Source organism: Polaribacter sp. (assembly GCF_965656025.1).
Lineage (GTDB): Bacteria > Bacteroidota > Bacteroidia > Flavobacteriales > Flavobacteriaceae > Polaribacter.
On record NZ_CBFHJT010000136.1, the window covers coordinates 1 to 1,814 of the forward strand.

Here is a 1,814-nt window from a genome sequence, read left to right on the forward strand (position 1 = left end):
CCATTTTACGCTCTAAACTTTTGTCTACAAAGTTTTTATCAAAAACAGGGAAATCTGCTAAATGGATACTTTCTGATGTTTCTTTTTGTGTTACTGCATTTAAATCTTGATACAATCGATCCATAAAAAATGGTGCAATTGGCGATGCTAATTTTGCAATAGTTAGCATACAAGTGTACAAGGTTTGATATGCAGAAATTTTGTCTGTTTCATAAGTTCCTTTCCAAAAACGTCTTCTACTTAAACGCACATACCAATTACTTAAATACTCTTGTGTAAAGTCGGATATGGCTCTTGCTGCTCTTGTAGGCTCGTAATCTGCGTAAAACTTATCTACTTTTTCGATTAAAGTATGTAGTTCAGATAAAATCCATCTGTCTAATTCTGGTCTATCATTTAAAGTAATGTCTGCTTCTTTATAAGCAAAACCATCAATATTTGTGTATAAAGAGAAGAACGAATACGTATTATACAAAGTTCCAAAAAACTTACGTTTCACTTCTTCAATTCCTTCTAAATCGAACTTTAAATTGTCCCAAGGATTTGCATTCGAAATCATATACCATCTTGTGGCATCTGCACCATAAGTGGATAATGTCGTAAACGGATCTACAGCATTACCTAAACGTTTAGACATTTTATGTCCGTTTTTATCTAAAACTAAACCGTTAGAAACTACATTTTTATAGGCAACAGAATCAAAAACCATGGTTGCAATTGCATGTAGTGTATAAAACCAACCACGTGTTTGGTCTACCCCTTCTGCAATAAAATCTGCTGGAAAAGATTCATTCCCATCAACTTTATTTTTATTTTCAAACGGATAATGCCACTGTGCATAAGGCATAGAGCCAGAATCGAACCAAACATCAATTAAATCGCTTTCGCGTTTCATAGGTTTTCCTGATGCAGAAACCAACACAATTTCATCTACAATGTTTTTATGTAAATCTATTTTCGCGTAGTTTTCATCTGAGTTGTTATCAATTTCAAAGCTAGCGAATATGTCTTTGCTCATTATACCTGCGTCTACGGCACGTAGCATTTCTTGTTTTAGTTCTTTTACAGAACCAATACAAATTTCTTCTTTACCATCTTCTGTACGCCAGATAGGTAATGGAATTCCCCAATAACGAGATCGTGATAAATTCCAGTCGTTTGCATTTGCAAGCCAATTACCAAAACGCCCAGTTCCTGTAGATGCTGGTTTCCAGTTAATGGTTTTATTTAAGCTATGCATTTTATCTTTTACCTCTGTTACTTTTATAAACCAAGAATCTAGTGGATAGTATAAAATAGGTTTGTCTGTTCGCCAACAATTTGGGTAACTGTGCTTGTACTTTTCTACTTTAAAAGCTTTGTTTTCTGTTTTAAGTTTGATAGCTAACTCTACATCTACTGATTTTTCTGGTGCTTCACCCTCTGCATAGTATTCATTCTTTACGTATTTACCTGCAAACTCACCTACTTCTGGTCTAAATTTACCTTGTAAATCTACTAAAGGCACCAAATTATCATTATCATCTTTTACCAATAAAGGTGGTATTTCTGGGGTTGCTTGTTTACAAACCAAAGCATCATCTGCACCAAAAGTTGGTGCTGTGTGCACAATACCTGTACCATCTTCTGTAGTTACAAAATCGCCAGCAATTACTCTAAACGCATTTTCTGGATTGTCATTTGGTAAAACATAATCTAGAATTTGTTCGTATTTTATCCCTACCAAATCTTTTCCTACAAATTCTTTTATTACGTAAAAAGGTATTTTTTTATCACCTTCATTGTATTCTTTTAATGCTTCAGAAGTATCAACT

At 34.0% G+C, this 1,814-nt stretch carries 1 protein-coding gene; it reads right to left on the reverse strand.

From position 1 onward, the window contains the following. A partial coding sequence (gene ileS, locus ACTG3S_RS14350) for an isoleucine--tRNA ligase (protein WP_439130017.1) occupies positions 1–1,814 on the reverse strand: 1,814 nt, incomplete at both ends.